16 protein-coding genes are annotated in these 16593 nt (G+C 38.3%); 14 read left to right on the top strand and 2 right to left on the bottom strand.

The window, feature by feature from the left end; genetic code table 11:
- The first annotated feature begins 28 nt into the window (after nucleotides 1-28).
- The 8 genes from ABR854_RS09100 (at nucleotide 29) to ABR854_RS09065 (ending at nucleotide 5973) form a co-directional block, all read left to right on the top strand.
- Entirely contained in the window at nucleotides 29-478 is a 450-nt protein-coding gene (locus tag ABR854_RS09100) for a hypothetical protein (RefSeq protein ID WP_350265091.1), read from the top strand.
- A complete protein-coding gene (locus ABR854_RS09095) occupies nucleotides 471-617 on the top strand; it encodes a hypothetical protein (protein ID WP_350265090.1) in 147 nt (48 codons plus the stop codon). The genes ABR854_RS09100 and ABR854_RS09095 overlap by 8 nt, the downstream gene beginning before the upstream one ends.
- 10 nt (nucleotides 618-627) lie before the next feature.
- The gene (locus ABR854_RS09090; RefSeq protein ID WP_350265089.1) at nucleotides 628-1401 is read left to right on the top strand and encodes a hypothetical protein; all 774 of its coding nucleotides are present in this window, start codon (nucleotides 628-630) and stop codon (nucleotides 1399-1401) included.
- Between the two features lies 1 nt (nucleotide 1402).
- The gene (locus tag ABR854_RS09085; RefSeq protein ID WP_350265088.1) at nucleotides 1403-1867 is read left to right on the top strand and encodes a hypothetical protein; all 465 of its coding nucleotides are present in this window, start codon (nucleotides 1403-1405) and stop codon (nucleotides 1865-1867) included.
- Between the two features lie 2 nt (nucleotides 1868-1869).
- Nucleotides 1870-3900 (top strand): DUF5977 domain-containing protein, encoded by a 2031-nt coding sequence (locus tag ABR854_RS09080; protein WP_350265087.1) that lies wholly within the window; start codon nucleotides 1870-1872, stop codon nucleotides 3898-3900.
- 5 nt (nucleotides 3901-3905) lie between these two features.
- Complete coding sequence (locus tag ABR854_RS09075; RefSeq protein ID WP_350265086.1) at nucleotides 3906-4442, top strand: hypothetical protein; 537 nt, start codon at nucleotides 3906-3908, stop codon at nucleotides 4440-4442.
- 275 nt (nucleotides 4443-4717) lie between these two features.
- A complete protein-coding gene (locus ABR854_RS09070; RefSeq protein ID WP_350265085.1) occupies nucleotides 4718-5251 on the top strand; it encodes a hypothetical protein in 534 nt (177 codons plus the stop codon).
- A 245-nt stretch (nucleotides 5252-5496) separates the two neighbouring features.
- Nucleotides 5497-5973 carry a hypothetical protein gene (locus ABR854_RS09065; protein ID WP_350265084.1) on the top strand — a complete coding sequence of 159 codons (477 nt, stop codon included), beginning with the start codon at nucleotides 5497-5499 and terminating at the stop codon, nucleotides 5971-5973.
- 80 nt (nucleotides 5974-6053) lie between these two features.
- Here ABR854_RS09065 and ABR854_RS09060 read toward each other — a convergent pair whose 3' ends face one another.
- Nucleotides 6054-6680 (bottom strand): MAE_28990/MAE_18760 family HEPN-like nuclease, encoded by a 627-nt coding sequence (locus ABR854_RS09060; protein WP_350265083.1) that lies wholly within the window; start codon nucleotides 6678-6680, stop codon nucleotides 6054-6056.
- Nucleotides 6681-6683: 3 nt separating this feature from the next.
- On the bottom strand, nucleotides 6684-7742 hold the full coding sequence (locus ABR854_RS09055) for a DUF262 domain-containing protein (RefSeq protein WP_350265082.1): 1059 nt from the start codon (nucleotides 7740-7742) through the stop codon (nucleotides 6684-6686).
- Between the two features lie 527 nt (nucleotides 7743-8269).
- Between ABR854_RS09055 and ABR854_RS09050 the strand changes: the two genes are divergently transcribed.
- From ABR854_RS09050 to ABR854_RS09025, 6 genes are all read left to right on the top strand, one after another.
- Entirely contained in the window at nucleotides 8270-9016 is a 747-nt protein-coding gene (locus ABR854_RS09050; RefSeq protein ID WP_350265081.1) for a TIGR04255 family protein, read from the top strand.
- Between the two features lie 15 nt (nucleotides 9017-9031).
- Complete coding sequence (locus tag ABR854_RS09045; protein ID WP_350265080.1) at nucleotides 9032-9607, top strand: hypothetical protein; 576 nt, start codon at nucleotides 9032-9034, stop codon at nucleotides 9605-9607.
- Nucleotides 9608-9623: 16 nt separating this feature from the next.
- A complete protein-coding gene (locus ABR854_RS09040; protein WP_350265079.1) occupies nucleotides 9624-10205 on the top strand; it encodes a hypothetical protein in 582 nt (193 codons plus the stop codon).
- 220 nt (nucleotides 10206-10425) lie between these two features.
- On the top strand, nucleotides 10426-14556 hold the full coding sequence (locus tag ABR854_RS09035) for a phage tail tape measure protein (protein ID WP_350265078.1): 4131 nt from the start codon (nucleotides 10426-10428) through the stop codon (nucleotides 14554-14556).
- Between the two features lie 5 nt (nucleotides 14557-14561).
- Entirely contained in the window at nucleotides 14562-15965 is a 1404-nt protein-coding gene (locus ABR854_RS09030) for a hypothetical protein (protein WP_350265077.1), read from the top strand.
- Nucleotides 15966-16008: 43 nt separating this feature from the next.
- Entirely contained in the window at nucleotides 16009-16584 is a 576-nt protein-coding gene (locus tag ABR854_RS09025) for a hypothetical protein (RefSeq protein WP_350265076.1), read from the top strand.
- The last annotated feature ends 9 nt before the right edge of the window (nucleotides 16585-16593 follow it).

Below are 16593 nucleotides of genomic sequence, written 5' to 3'. Positions count from 1 at the left end.
CAACCCCTAAAGGGGAGCTACTAATACTATGAAAGAATTTTGGAAGGCTCGGCGAAATGACATTGTATTTGTTTTGGCTCTGATTATTGGAATTTTCTATACGATTCATAATCACAGAGTTAGAGTGAGATACCTTGATGAGATTGAGGTTTTGAGTGATTCGCTTGATGAATATCAGGTTGAGCATCGAGTTTTGCGGAATCGGATTGATACGCTGACGGCTCGGAATGTGAAGCTAAATATTGAGCTTATTTTGAATGATTGTAACCAATATAAAATTCATGAAAAAATTAATTCTATACCTCGTGATAGCTTGTTGTTTTACGCTGACAGCATTTTGTCAAAGCCCATCAATCGAGAAACTGGAACCAAAAAAGGTAAAAATGGAGGTTTCGGAAGTGCAATTAAGAAATTGCTTGGAATACAGAGACCTGTATCTGGACCTAAGGGTGAAAGTTGTGGTGGCGACTGTGGGTAGGCAGACAGCTGATAGCTTGGTGAATGTGAAACAGCAGGCTTTGGTTGTGGCCGATACGAAATTCAAATTAGCCAGGAGCGAACTTTGGATTTGGCGTGGTACTGCTGCACTGGCGATGGTTTTGTTATTTTTTAAATAGATTTTATCGGATGTTACCAAAAAGCTACAAGGATTTAAGCGAAAAGCAGATTGTGAAGATATTGCCGGTGGTGATACAGATGCACGCACACAAGGATAATTTTGCCTACATAAGAAACTGTTGTAGGAAAATTATGGTGATTCTTGGCTTTGGTAATTCTGATTTTTTTGTTGCACTCAAGAAGTTATCTTGGATATGGACGAGTAAGATTGCACACAAGCCTTTTCGGAGCTTTCGTGTTGGTCTTACTCGTTATTATTTACCAGAAGAAAATTTTGAGAATACGAATGGTATTGAGTTGGCGATGGCAAACATTTATTATTTGAGGTTTGCGACGACTCAGGATACTGCGGCATTTAATGAGCTGATTGCGATTTTTTGCCGACCACGAAAATGGAACTGGTGGTGGTATAGACTGACTGGAAATTATAGTGGTGATGATAGGATTGCGTACAGCTCTATGAAAACGGCTAAGGTTGCGAAGGTTTTTAGGAAGAAGCTGCCAATTGGGTATTCGTTTGCGATGCTTCAGTATTTTGAGTCGATGAATAAGCAATTTATGGGCTTCTATAAGGAAGTTTTTGAGAAGGATGAATCTACGAAGCAGCTGTTTGCCAATGGCGAAGGCTGGATAGCGACATTGGAAGATGTGGCAAAAGATGGTGTGCATGGGGAGTTTGAGAAGGTTTGTGAGCTGAATGCCCACACGATTTGGATGTATTTGAAACATAATAAAATTAAGACTGACGAGCAGATTCGTCAGCTTGAGAGAAACAGAGACTAAGATGCTGCAGTCAGGAGATTTAGAAAATTATTTAGATTATTTTGAGGGTTGGGCGGATAATGACCCAGATGTGAAATTTTACCTGTATGGTGGGGTTGAATTTGGGATTGCTCATGCTACTGGAAATAAGAATTTCGGGTATCCGTTTGTTTGGCTGGAGCAGCCAACGATTGAGACCGAAGATAATGAGGCTGGACAGTATATTGAGCGATATATTACGGCTATTTGCTTTATTACGAAGGCAAAGCAGGATGATTTGGAGGCTCAGAAATTGGCTACGATTGAGATGTATAGGCTTGCTTGTAAGTTACAAAAGAAGCTATTGAAAGATAATAAGACTGGCAATTTTATTGATTTGTCGGTGAAAATGAGAAAAAATGAGGTGGACAAAGGTTGGGCGAAAAACCATTGTGGTTGGAAGCTTGAGTTTGAAGTTTGCCTGAATGGAAACCCTAATTTGGTATAATTATGCCTGAATTAATTGCACCTCCGGTTGTTTCGGAAGAAGCTACGCCAATAAAAGTTGATTTGGCGAATAACAAGATTGTTGTGAATATTCCGGCATACGACCCGGTGGCAGTTCCTGATAGAACTGGACTGGAGTACTTTTTGGAAGTTTGGGTGCCAGATACTTATCTATCAAATAATTATGTGCTATTGGATACGCTGGAAGGGCGTGAAGCACCAAAAAAAACTTATGGTGGGGCGGATATTTACCCTGGGGCTTTTTTTGAGATTGATTCGCTTTTGAGAGGCATGCTTGAGAGTACCGCTCCGGATTATAAGCAACAGGTGATTAGTGTTTGTGTTGGATTGATTACGCCCTATTTCTGTAAGGCCATTGTGAAAAATAATGGTGATATAGTGAGCAGTGCTACATATACGAGTAGATATGCGATGAAATCGGGTATTGCTGAGAGTGATTTTGAGGCTTACGGCTCGAATTTTTTTGATATGTATATTGGAGCTAACAAAAAGTTTTTGACTTATAAGCCAGATAATTTGATTGTGACGAAGAATCAGCCTGAGTATTTGTATTTTCTGACTAATTATACGAAGAATATCGGTGAGATTAGGTTGAAGTGCAAAAAGTTTGGGTTTGATGGAAATGTGTTGGAGTGGATGCCAAGAAAGCTTGAGAATACTTCGGCCATGCAGGTTTATTGTGTGCCGGTTGGCATGAGTGTGATTGGGATTGGTGATGATGTGAAAAAGTATAGTGTTTGGTTGGAGAATCAGGATGGTGATGTGATATCGGAGGTAAGGACTTATGTGGTGGAGCAGAAATATAGGCGATTTGAGAAGTATTTGTTATTTGAGAATAGCCTTGGGGTGTTTGATGTGTTGGTTGTTGGTGAGACTGAAACGAGTAAGAAAGTTACGAAGCAGAGCGGTGAAAAATTTACTGGATACGATTATTTGGCAAGTGCCAGCGAAACGGTAATTACTGAAAGATCGGCAGTTAAGGAACTGAAAGTTTCGTTTGGCTGGAGCAATAAGAGAGTTGCGAGTTATTTGACGGATTTTGTTTATAGTAGAGCGATTTTTCTGCAAACAGATAGAGGTTTTTTAGCTATGGAGTGCGTGACTGATACGCATTCGATATCGGACAAAAACGACTATTATGGGGTTTCGGTTAGCTTGAGGTATGGACAAAAAGAAACGAATTTTTCGGAATTGCCAGCGATTGGTAGTATTGTGGATAGACCGACTGGATGGCGGGCTTTGACAACTGCTTGTCAGCTTGATGAGCGGGGGCGAAGGAATGGTATGACGACAGTACTGACCTTGGAAAAGTATTATTTGGATAATAATACGCTGTTTTTGCCGAGAACGATTAAGCCAAATGTGGTTGGCAAAGAAGGGTATTTGCCACCGGCACCGACTGAATCGTGCGGGTTTGTGAGTACTCCTTTTTTATCGGCCGAGATTTCGAGAAAGGGTACTTTTGTGCGGCAGAATTGTGGTGATGCGTTGGTTGGGGGCTATGCTACGATTGTGATACCGGCGGGAGCTTGGGGCAGCACGATAAATCAGGCGGATGCTGATGCGAAGGCAGAAGCTGAGTGGCAGCAGCTTAATACTCAGGCGTATGCAAATGCTAATGGTACTTGCTCACCATTTCCGTGGGCGTATGTGGTGGCTGGGATTCCGGAGGGGAGATTTTGGGTTAGATTTCAAACAAGTAACCAACAGGCTACGAATAATAGTGGGTGGTCGTCGGGAGAAGTGCCTTATAGACCTGGCAATATGTGGTTTTGTAAGCCTGAATTGCAGCCTAACCAAACGGATGTTTATGCTCCTAACACTTGGGATGTGAGTTATCCAGTGCGGACGATTTGGACATTTTATGTGTATAACGACAATACGCCACGAACTTGGAGGTATTATTTGAATGGTGTGCTAAAGCAAACTGTGGCGATTACGGGTGTGAATACGACTATAAGTTTGACGGAGCTGCCTAAGAGTGGTGACCGTGTGTTTTTTTCGATTGAATAGCAGCTATGGAAGAAGAAGAAATACAAGCAGCTATAAAGGAGCTGACTCAGGAGCTGACGGCTGATGCTGTGATGTATTTTCGGAAAGCGATTGAAAAAGCCAACTTGGTTTTGACGGGAGATTTGATTGAAAGTATTGACTATACGGTACAGCAAGAAGTTGGAATGATGGGGGCGACGGCAGAGATATTCTTTCGGGAGTATGGGCGGTTTAAGGATATGAGACGGGTACAGTATCCGAATTATATGGACGTGGATGCGATATCGGAATGGGTTGAGAAGGTTGGAATTGAGAAGTTTGCTTGGGCAAATGGCTATGAAAATAAGAGCAGTGTGCCGACGGTGAAAAATGCGAAAGCCAGGATTGTGGCCAGTATTATTTTTGCGAGAAAGAAAGTGCCCGTGGTGGTGCAAAACTCGAAAAAACAATGGTATAACCGAACCAAAATGGCGTATTTTAATGTGATGGGTAGGCGGTTGAATTCGAGACTTGCTGAAATATTGCCGAAATACATGAAGGATATTATTGAAAATCAGGCTTGACGGCCTGATTTTTTTGTTTGATGGGGATTTAAAAGAAAATGTTTCTGTATATTTGATAAAACTAAGAAAATATTTCTTTTATGAAACCAATTTTTGTACTTGTGGCATTTTATGTCTTTGTGCTGTTATTGCTTGCTGGCACCAGCTATTTGGTGTTTATATTGAAAGTTACTCCAGAATGGTGGTTTTTTCCTGTCGCTTCATTAATTGTTTTTTGCAAACCTAAGATTGTAAATCATATAAACTTAAAATCTCCTGAATAATTTACCATAATTATGATAATTGCCCTAATTGTAATTCTGCTTTGTATCATGCTCGACGTGATGGTTTATGTTATTGGCTCGCTTGTTAGCCTGATTTTGAAAAAACATAAGTATTATCTGGAGCAAATTAAAGATGAAAGAAAGTTTCATAAGGCGGAATTGGCTTTACTGAGAAATGCTATGACTAATGATTTTTTGATGAAAGCTGAGTTGCTGGAAATGAACAAAGACCCGAAAATTGCGATTCCGCTTAGTAAAGTTGATGTTGTGAAGATTCCGATTGAGAATCCGTTAGTTATGAGGGCTTATTTTAGAGATTTACGGCCTGATTCTGTGAGCTTTTATGAGAGAACTTTGAGAGGAGAAACATTGGAAGGTAGCTTACAGGTTTCGCCTACTGTTCTTCGTCAGCCAAAATCAAAAGAACATTTTTATTCGGCTGTTGCTGATAAGGTAGCTGAATTTCTGATTAAGCATAGGTTGATTGAATGGGCAATTGATGAGCGTAATATGGTAATTAATTTTAGAATTAATGTTTTGGAATGATACCAATAAACCGATAGATAGAAAATAGCCTTCGTTGAAAATCGTGAGGTGTTTCGGCAAGTACAGTAGAGAGAATTGCCAAATTTGCTTAGGTTGGTCAGCTTGTGAGTCTGAGAATGTGGCTCTACCCGATTTGAAGGCGAACGATGACGACCGCCCGAGCTTTATGGCTCGGGCATTTATTGCCAAATTTTATTCTGTTCTGGAATTGTGGCTATACCAGGTTTTCCAAATTATATTTTGTTATGAACGAGACACAAGACCGACTACTCACTAAAATTGAAGAAGCAGCTAAGAAATTGGCTGAGTGTACTCAAGGAACTGATGCGATGAGAGATTTATCGAAGGCTTTTCGGCAGTTTGGAATTATTGGTGGTCGGGCATCGGGGAAAGCTTTTTCGATGCTTGATTATTTTATGAAATCATATCAGCCAAAACGGAAAATGCCTCGTAAGCAAAAGAAGGCATATATTAAGGAGCATGGTAGAGCTGCTTATTATAATTGGCAACGACCTAAGTTTAAACGGCCATCATTAAGCCCTTGGGCTATGCCTGTTTTTGAGCCACTACAGTTTACTTTCCCAGAGCCTCAGTTGCGAGAAAGAAATTTGTTGCTTTTGATGGATTTGTGGCCTGAAGAATATGGATTTGAGGCTGTAACAAATCGTATTTGGCAAGGCTATAAGCCTGTGGTTTATGTTAATCCTAATTCTTTACTATGAAAAACTTCAATTTTCTACTTTGGTGTGCCTTTGAGCTAAAAACTGTCAAACTATTTTAGTTGTATACGCTAATTATCTAATTACTTTTTCATCAAATAGCCTTTAGAATCAATATATTTCTCAATTAAGATTAGAATTTCATACATTAAATTTTCAACTAAAAGAGAAAACTCATCAATATCTTCCCTCTTTACTTTAATTGAATTTTCTCCATGGGCAATTTTGTTTCTAAATAATAACAATCTATCTAAAGGTTTTTCATATTTATTATCCATTGATTGAATGCAAAATCTTTCTAATACTCTGTTTGTTACTTTGAAATTTACATTTGATTCTGTTGGGACACCTTGTTCTATCCTAAAAGGTTCTTTATAAAATTGTGTTAAAACACCAACTAATTTCATTTTTTTATCAAAATGTTTGCGTTCATTTCCCAAATTGCATCTGTTCTCAATTGCATGCGTTAATAGGTTAACGTTTACGGTACTATAATCTAACTCTAATTTGTTTATATAATTTGTCAACAATTCAAATGAGTTCTTTAAATATCCTTCCCAAAGAGCATAATACGCAGGAATTGAATAAATAATTATACTATTTTGATGGTTATTTTGTAGATTATACCTCAAAGGAATTGTTTTAAGTGTTGTTATTTCATTAACTCTCCATTTGATGTCTTCTTGAATTTCAGATATTATAATTTCCATAAATCAATCTTTTTCAAAAAGTTCATTTGCTACTACAAGTCTTTTCAGAATTCGAGTTTTACTATTGGAAGCAGAACCAGATGCTTTTTTAAATTCATCATCAGATTTCAATTTATTAATTTTTTCAATTAGATATGGAGTTGGAAGAAGTTCAAGTTTATCAATATTTTGAGCTATTCCAATAGTAATACCGTCATATAAGCTTGTTGATAAGACATTATTTGTCCCTCTAAATGCTTCTTTCCCAATAGGCTTAATTAAGTTTATAGTTCTATTAAAAATATTTTTAAAATCATCTATTTTTTCAGGCTGACTAACTATATTCTTCATGAAACTAGTCATGTGTTGTGATATGTTCTCCCTAATATTATCAGAATTTTTATAGAGTGAACAAAATCTTAAAACTAACTCATCAAGATATAGCTCCTCAATTTGTTTTTCTGTTGGTCCTATTAAATCTATAAATCCTTGATTATGAGCTTCTTCACTTAGGAATAAGTTAAATTTGTTTGAAATACCTCTAAAAATACAATTTCTAATTTCTTGGTCTGTTAAACTTGCACCACCTGTGTTTAATCTATTGAATAGTTCATATCTCATATCATATTTGCTATTCCACTTAACTATTTCAATTCTACAAACTGCTCTTTTGATATTTAACTGTAATTTCAATGGTAAATCCTTACACGCAAAATTTTCAAATTCGGGAATTAGTTCACCTTTTTCTAAAATCCAGTCGTTTTTGTCAGGTAAACTTTTTAATATTCCAAAAAAAGAAAATATTGTTGAAATTCTCTGTAAACCATCAACTAATTCCCACCTACCATGTTCGTCTTCAGCAACAAAAATTGGAGGAATTGGAATACCTAATAATAGGGATTCAATAAATCTTGTTTGTTGATAAATGCTCCATCTAAATAGTCTTTGAAATTCTGGGTCGATAATTATTTCGTTTCTATCATACATACTCATTATCTCACCAAAAGACATATCAAGTCTATCTGTACTTAAACTGTTTCTAGTATATTCTAATTTGTTTAATAAACTTTCTTGACTATTCATGTATGTGTTTTATTGAAATTTATACTGCTCCTTTGCATTGTTCACTTCCAACGACCATTATGGTGTGATGCTGGGGTTTGATTTTTGTGTTAAATTTTATAATATCAAGTGTTTCCGCCATATTTAGCGTTGGAATTTCGGATTGTTGAGTACCACGATTTCTGAGTGTCACCAAGATAGAAAAGTGCTAAGGACAAAAAGATGCGTAGAATTTGCTCATTCATCCTGTCGGTGACCAAATCTGCAAACTAATGTCTGAAAAAAGAAATAGAAATGCAAGTAAATTTATTTGTCGGAACGAAGTTGATTGAATACCACGCATTGGAAATGTCGGCAAAAACTTGGCACATAATTCGCTAATTATAACAGTTTGATAGTTAGGTGTTAAATATTGTTATCATAAATCAACTAAAGAATGGTTTAATTTAACCGTTTACTAACATTTTCTCTTAATTTTAGTTAAATATTTTGCATAGTAGTTAAATTGTGCCTTAATTGCAAAGGCAAATATTAGGATTATTAATCTAATGAACAGAACGCCAAAAAAAATTACACCCGATAGAATCAAAGATTCTATATTGCTTTTAAATTATACTTCTAATATACCATATCAAATCTTATTGGGGAAATTCTATGATATTTTAACAAAGAAAAGTAATTACATATTACCTTTAACACCCCCTAATCCGCAGAATCCAGTAATTGAGTTTACAGAACAACCATCTGGTAACGGAGTTACATTAGGTTTTGGTTCAGAAGAATGGGTACTTTTTAACAATGTCATTAAAATACAACTAAGACCATATACAATTATTTTCAACTGCCTTGATTCATATCCTTCTTGGGATATTTATATGCCAGAAGTTAAAAAAGTATTAGAGCTATTTTCTGAATTAGGTCATATTATTAGATATAACAGTATTCAATTAAGATATATTAGTCATTTTCAGAATATTGATTTAACTGACATCGTAAGAGTTGATTTAACAAATCATTTCGACTTTCAAGATATTAGTTCAAATTACAGAAAAGTTTTACATTCTGAGGTGTATAACATTATCATTAATATTGCCAATAAGTTATCTAATGCCCAAAATCCAAATAGCAATGAATTTCTATCTGTAATAGACATTGCTGTTACAAATGACAAGATAAGAACAAATAATTTATATTTCCTTTATGAATTAATTGATAATGCACATACCTTAGAAAAGAAAACTTATTTTAAGACATTGACTCAAGCGTACATAGATAGTCTCAATCCTATTTATTAAAATCTATATACACAAATGATAGCAGCAGACATTCCTCAAACTTTTGATAATCTCGAAAGAGATTATTTTCGCAATACCATTAGTATTGCAAAGGTTTCCTGTGCAAGTAAAGAAGAGGTTTGGAAAGATAATAGTATTTTAAACTCTAAATATCCTGTCCAAATCAAAAATAATGACATCTTTGAAGAAGAGATTATCCATTATTTAAATGAAAGTAAGATTCATAATAAAGCTATTTCTTTAAGAAAGAAATTCGATTCATTATATAGCCTTAAAAGTAATTTTTTAAAGGGAATTGATTACGAAACTATTGAATTTTGTGTGTTAGCTGTAATTTCAAATATTGTTGAATGCGACCCACATGGAGTTAGTATTGAAATAACAGAAGATAAGAGTATTTTATTTACTGCAAAATGCACAGATTTTAATTTATACATTGATTTATTTTTTGAAAACGAAATAGATGATTACGCAGAAACAGTCATCAACATATACAAAGACAAGAAAAATATATATTCATTTGGTGGTAACTTTTCGGATACTATTAAAGACTTTAAGCAAAATTTTATTCAAAAAGGACAGCAAGCATAATGAATATCCTCAGATATTGTTACCAAAAAGAAGTTTCAAGAAAATAACATCATTAAGTAATTATTATTTAGTTCGTCATACAAAAACTTCGGATTATCTTGATACAGAAACAGGTCATTTAAAAAGCGAAGAAGTTCCGAGTGGACACATGCAAGATTTGTCCACTAACTTACTTGGGACTTTCAAAATAAAAGACTTGCAAATAGAATTTAAAAAAGAATGTGAAGATTTTTCTTACTTTATAGATTACTGGGTTGAGAATACCGATGTAAAGATGCCTGTTTTTGAGAAAGATTTTAGTTACAAAACTGATAGGAGCTATTTTTTTCTTAAAATTAGTGATTTAGATGGTCATGTAGTACCATATAAAAAGAGCAATGATAATTTTCAAGCCTTTTGTAAAGTTCTTCATACACCCACAAACTCAAACTTTTGGCATTGTTCCGTAAGATGGTTCGATGAAAACGGAATAGACATTTCCAAGCAAAGTGGACAATTCAAAAATCGTTTGTTCTCGCAAACACGCTCCACCATTTCAGAATTTATTAAGCAAGATATTCCAGAACACAAAGAAATTAGCAAAGAATTGTATATGTAGTTTTCTTTTTCCAACCAGTAGTTTGACGAAATTCAAGGGAGTGCGTGCTAACAACGTGAGCCGCTCCCGCAGACATTTCGGCTAACGAAAGTTGGAACCCCAGATATTTGAACGCCCTCCAAATATGACGTTGGAGGGCGTTTTGTGTATAAACTTCTGTCCTGTGAGACTTAAAAGGTACGGTGCAAATTCGCATCGTACCTTTTTTTGTAAAATCCACATGGCAGGTCTTAACGATGTAGCCCGATTACGGCTCGAAATTTTGGGCGATGAAGCCGAAAAATCTATTGTTTCTCTCAAATCGGGGCTAAAAGATGTAAACTCCGAACTCAAATTGCTCGAACTCAACGGTCAAAAAGGCACCGATGAATGGCGAGAATGGAAAAAACTTCAGCGTGATGTGAATGTAGAAATCAAGGACCAAACGAGAAATTTGGACCTTGCGAATGCTTCATTGAACGAAATGAAAGCTTTGAAAACTTACCTTACTCGCCAGTTGGGGGACTTGAAAACGGGGAGTGATGAATGGATTGCGAAGCTCAAGGAAATTGCGGATGTAGAAGTTGCCATGGATGCGACTTCTAAAAATATGGACAAAATAAAGGGGCAGGCAAAGGAGCAAGAAGGTGTTTGGACATCTTTCAAAGGTGCTTTTGCGGGTGCTTTTGCAGCTGTGACGCTCGAAAATGCAATTGAAGAAGTTGTAGATTTTGGTGTAAAATCAGTCAAAGCCGCAGCCGAAGCCAGCGATGCGATGAGCGATATTGAGAAGGCTGCAAACATGACAACCGATGAAGTAAAGGAGTTATCGGATAGTATAGATGATATTGATACTCGAACAGCCAAAGAAGCTTTGCTTGATATTGCAAAAGTTGGTGGACAGCTTGGTGTGGCAAAAGACGAAGTTTTGGGGTTTGTGGAATCTGTTGATAAGGCGGTTGTTGCCTTGGGTGATGAGTTTAAGGGTGGAGCAGAGCAGGTAGGAAAGGAATTGGGTACACTTCAAAAGTTATTCAAGGAAACGAAGGATATGAAGGCTGGTGAAGCCATCAACGATATTGGTTCAGCCCTTAATGCATTAGGGTCATCAGGCTCGGCAACCGCTCCAGTGATTTCGGATTTTACCGCACGTATGGGACAACTCGGTGACCTAAGCCCACAGATTACTGAAACGATGGGCTTGGGTGCTGCATTTGAGGAGCTTGGACTTACTGCGGATATTGCTGCCAGTGGTACGAGTAATATTTTATTGACAGCTTCAAAAAGTGCTAAGGACTTTGCTAAGGAAATGGACCTAAGTACCAAGGAAGTGAAGCAGCTCATTAATACTAATCCTAATGAATTTTTATTACAACTTGCTCAACACTTCAAAGGGCTTTCTAACACTGAATTGGCAAGTAGGCTTGATTCGATTGGTATTAAGTCACAAGAAGCTACAAAGGTTATGTCTTTGCTCTCGAATCAAACTGATATCGTAAGGCAAAAGCAGGAATTTGCAGCAAAAGCAATGGCCGAAGGTACGAGTTTGACAGAAGAATTCAACAAAAAAAATCAGAATGCTGCTGCCGAATTGGCGAAGGTGGAAAAGGTTGTGACTCAGTTTTCTGTGGAACTGGGTACAGCTTTATTGCCGATAGTTTTGGCAGTTGTGAAAGGTTTGATGGGGCTTGGTGCGGCTTTGGTTGCTTTGCCGAAATTTATCATCGAGAACAAAGAACTTTTCATCGGTTTTGGTGTGGCTCTTGTGAGTTTGAATGCTGCCAATATTGCTGCTGCGGCTTCGGCTCTTGCTCATGCAGCTGCCGAAGAAGGTCGGTCGATTGCTACTAAGGCATCGGCAGCGGCTCAATGGTTGCTTAATGCGGCCATGAGTGCGAACCCGATCGGGTTGGTTGTAGCTGCTTTGGCGGCTTTGGTTGGTGGGCTTGTCTGGGCATATAATAAATTTGAGAGTGTTCGGACCACGGTTGGATTTTTGTGGGGAGCTTTCAAAGGTTTAGTTTCGTTGATTTGGGATGTAAGTAAGGCAGTTTTGGACCTTGATTTCTCAACGGTTTGGAACAAAATCAAGAATGGTTTTTCGGATGTTGGCAAATCTGCGATGCAAGGCTATAACGATGCTCTCAAATCTGGACATAAGGAGGCTGAAACTCAGACGAAAAAGCATACCGATAATGTAACCAAGACTACTCAGCAAAGCACCGACCAGCAAAAACAGATGGCGGATTCGCTTACTAAAGAGCAGATAAAACAGGCAAAAAAGAGTGCTGACGAGCGGGCAAAGGCAAATTCTGAGCTCACTACTAAGATAGAAGATATGCAGATAGCTGCTATCAAAAACGAAACTGATAGGCAAGTTGCAGCAGAAAATGCCAGGTATAGACGTGAGGTTGCGGGTATAGAAAAATCTAAGGCAAATAACGCTTTGAAGCAGCAATATTTTGAAACTGCAGAAAAAAACCATCAAGCCAAACTTGATAAAATTAAGGAAGATGCTGATGAAAAAGAGCGTAAACGCCAGGAAGAATATCAGAAGTTTTTGGAGGAGCTGGACACTGATGAACGCACTCGTGAGACCAGGAGTTTGCAGGCGAAATATAATGCGAAGTTTGAGCAGCTCAAGAAGCTGACCACCGACCAAACGAAATTTGCCGAAGGCTTGAAAGTGATTGATTTGTGGTATGATGCTGAGCTGAAAAAGATTCAGGATACGGCAAAGGAGCGTGAGAAAAAGAACAGTGAGGATATAGAAAAGATGCTTACTGAGTCGAAAAAACGCACCATTGAAGATGCTTTGAAGCAAGAAAATCTTGGTAATACTGCTCGATTGATTTTGCAAAGGGAATTGCTTCGCATCGAGTATGAAGAAGAAGTGGCAAATCTTAGAAAGATTGCTACTGAAAAGCTCAGCAATACAAATCTGACTGCTGCACAGATTAAGCAAATAAAAGAATGGGAAATTGCGGAGAAAAAGCGACTTGATGAGAAGTACTCGGCGGATTCTAAGGCGATTGACAAAGATTTAGAGCAAAGTAAGCTCGGAGTTTTTGGCAATTTGAAAGCTGCTTGGAAATCGCTGATGGATGCGAATACCGAAGAAGCAAAAGCAAATGCCCAAGCCGCCAGTGCGGCCATTGCGGATTTTGCCTCGAATGCCTCGAATGCTATTAAGGCTATGCTTGAAGGGAATTACCAAGCTTTTAGTACGAGCATGGTGAATATGTTTGCGGGGACTGACGAGAAAATGAAAAAATCGGCGGCTGAGTTCAATGCTGTAGCTGTAGCAGTTATGCAGATTTTTGATTCAATGGTTGAAGCCGTTGGCAATTATTACAAAACTCAGAGTTTGGAAGCCGAAGTGGCTTTCAAGAAGGAAGAAAAGCGTATAAATGATAATAAGAAAAATCAGCTTGCGGCTTGGAAAGAGAAATATGACCAGGGTTTGATTTCTAAGGCAGAATATGAAAGTGGTGTTAGTGCAATTGAAGCTTCTGCGAATGAAGAATTGAGAAAAAAGAAACTTGAGCTTTGGTATCAGCAGAAAAAAGCTTCGATAAAAATGGCAAGATTGGAGGCTGGAGCTGCCTTTGTGAAAACCATGGGAACGATGGGTATTTTGGGTTTGCCTTCTGCTTATTTAGCTCAGAGGTATGCCGACGCAAAAATTGAATTGATGGAAGCCGAAGAACCACCCGCTGAATTGGCTGGTTCGGCTGCCCCTTCTTCTCCGCCTCAGGTGAATCAGGAGCCGGTGAATAATAGTGGTGGTGATGGTGGACCTCAGTTTGAAAAAGGTACGATTATCAAAAATGCGGGTGTGCCTGAGGGGTCGTCGCACGCTGATGGTGGAATTGGTCTTTGGGATAAACGCACTGGTGAATACCTGGGCGAAATGGAGGGCAAAGAACCGATTATGATTTTGAGCAAATTGACGTATGCTAATAATAAGGATGTGATTGATCAGCTGATGCACAGCTCGCTGCACAAAAACGGTGCAAGGATATTTAAGTCGGGTGGGGTGTTTGGCGAAGGTGGTTCGTACATCAATTATTTAGAGCCTTTTAGTTTGCGTGGATACTACGCAAATGGTAATGGCGACCCGAACTATAATTTTGGCTCAGGCATGGACGAAAGTAGGGCGGTGACGGCTCGGAGCTTTCAGCTATTTGAAGAAATGAAAGAAAATCAGGCAAATACTGCGATGGCAATTACGCAACTAATAGAGCTGATTGCGAGCACAACCAACCCGATTTTGAGCAGTATTAAGGAAAAACCTACGGGGGTTTCATTACATGAAATTCAGGATGCAGTTGCCGCAGCTTTTGATGCAGAAGAAAAATCTAACCTCTAATTATTATGTTCAATCTAACAATCGACGGTAAGACTGCAGTAATTAGCCAGGGAAAAAATTACTTACTGCAAAGGTATAATCCCATGCTTGATTTTGATAGCGTGCGTGGGGCAAAAATGCTTGATTTTGTACTGCCATGGTGCGATGCGAATAATAAGATTTTCAGTAATTATGGGCATCCGCAAGTAAGGTATAATTTCAAAAAATATTACGCTGAGCTGAGTTTTGCGGGGCGAGTTATCGAGAGAGGATTTGTTCAGCTCAAGAGTGTTTCGAGCTCAGGTTTTGTGGTATTCTATACTCAAAATTTGGGTGAGATTTTTGGCGATTATCAGAAAACGACTCTTAATATGCTGCCTTTTGGGAGCGAAGCAATACCAGGTGTTTTGAATGCCAATCCTGACCCGATGACGGCCAAATTTTGTTTTCCGACGATTGAAAATCCTGCATTTTATGGCACAAATGGTGGCTCTATTAGCTATTTGGGTTTTGTGAATAACTACGTTGATGGTGCCTATACGGCTGGCCCGAAAGTGCCGATGATGTTTTTGAGGTATGTTTTGAAGCGAATTGGTGAGATTTGCGACATAAAAATAAAGGGCAGTTTCTTTTCGGATTTGCGAGTTCAAAGGTTGATTTTGTATAATACTTTCTCGCTCGATGGAGCTACAAACATTAGTTATGCTAATCATTTGCCAGAAATTTCGATTCCTGATTTTTTGAAGGAGCTACGAAAGATGTTTAATCTTGCTTTGTTTTTTGATACAAACAAGCGAGAACTTTCGATTGAGTTTGTAGATGTAATGCTGGCTCAGGCGGTGGTAAGGGATTGGTCGAATAAGTTTCCGAGATTGACAAACAAAGCACCTGTGCTCGATAACAGAATTGAGCTTGAGTGTGAGTTGGACACTAATGATGCTTCTTTGAAGCCAGTTCCGACATTTTTTGAGAAGTACAGCTCGGCGATTGGTAGTGAAGGTGAGCAGCTGTTTCCGATTAAGACTAAGTTTTCGAGCTTGCTGATGAACGGAGCGGTGCCTAAAACTGAACAGGTTGGGATTTCTCCGCAGTTTAATCAAGGAAATAATAAGTTTGCTCCAAGGCTTTTGTTTTTTGAAGGCTTGGTTTCGGGAAGCCCGAAAGCGAGTAATACATACGGGGGTGTGAGCTTGAGCATGGCAAGTTTGGCGGCGAATTTCTATGCCAGATATGAGAGATTTAGGAGAAATACGCACTCGACGACCACTCCAGCGACGCTATCGGCTTATGATATTTCGGTTATAGATAGCCACAGAAAAGGCTTTGATGCGGCTTTTGCGATTCATGCTCAGGGGAATAATTATTTGATCGGGAATCAACAGATTCAGCTACCGAATAATAAAGTAATTTTGGATTTGTGGAAAATGTAAAATTGGTTGTGTAAATTGCCAGCTAACTAAAACTAAACACAATATGCAAAAGTTACTTTCTACGCTGCTGGTTATTTCTTTTTTAATTGGATGTAAAGGGGAACAAGGAGAAGTTGGACCGGAAGGTTCACAAGGTCCAAGAGGTGCTATTGGGCCGGCAGGACCAATAGGTCCTGCTGGTCCTGTCGGTCCTGCTGGTCCTGCCGGTCCTGCTGGTCCCGCCGGTCCCGCCGGTGTGAATGGAAAAGATGGCAGAAATGGAGTTGATGCACTTGGTGCTACTTACGAGGATTTTACGGAAGATATTAGTGTTATCGGAATTTATTCACCTAAAAGCAGAATAGCTCCTGATGAATTTGTATTTTTATTTATCAATAGTAATGGAATAATTTCACCATTACCATTTCGAGGATATTCATATACGACCGATAAAAAAGATTTCGTAAAGCTTGATTGTAGTTACAATTATTTATCATCTACACTGTATATTGAGAATGAGACTGTTGTTCCGCCGGGAGCTACGTTTTCATTCCGATTAGTGAAGGTAAAAGGAATAAAAGCTGGAAGGATAAGAAAGGATGTGTCTTGGGAAGAACTTAAATCACTTTGTAATTTGTAAGAAAAAGGG

Source organism: Emticicia sp. W12TSBA100-4 (assembly GCF_040253585.1).
In the GTDB taxonomy this organism is placed as follows: domain Bacteria; phylum Bacteroidota; class Bacteroidia; order Cytophagales; family Spirosomataceae; genus Emticicia.
The sequence above is the reverse complement of the archived record's forward strand: the minus strand, read 5'-3'. Positions and strand labels throughout refer to the sequence as shown.